Genomic DNA, 259 nt, shown 5'->3' on the forward strand with positions numbered 1-259 from the left:
CGATGAAGCGACATGCATTACGATTGCAGGCATGGGAGGGACTTTAATATCAAGTATATTGGAAAGCGGAAAAGGGAAACTCGGCAAGGCGGAAAGGCTTATTCTTCAGCCTAATGTCGGTGCAGCGAATGTTCGCAGTTGGCTAATCGATAACGGCTGGGAACTTAGCGGAGAGGAAATCCTTGAGGAAGATGGGAAAATTTATGAAATCTTAATTGCTGAAAAAGGGGAACCGCTTCGCCCTTATCATGTAAACAGG

At 45.6% G+C, this 259-nt stretch carries 1 protein-coding gene; it reads left to right on the forward strand.

The window, feature by feature from the left end:
• A partial coding sequence (locus tag SB773_RS32865; RefSeq protein ID WP_410594598.1) for a tRNA (adenine(22)-N(1))-methyltransferase occupies nucleotides 1-259 on the forward strand: 259 nt, incomplete at both ends.

This window comes from Bacillus sp. SIMBA_074, assembly GCF_046534555.1.
Lineage (GTDB): Bacteria > Bacillota > Bacilli > Bacillales > Bacillaceae_G > Bacillus_A > Bacillus_A mycoides.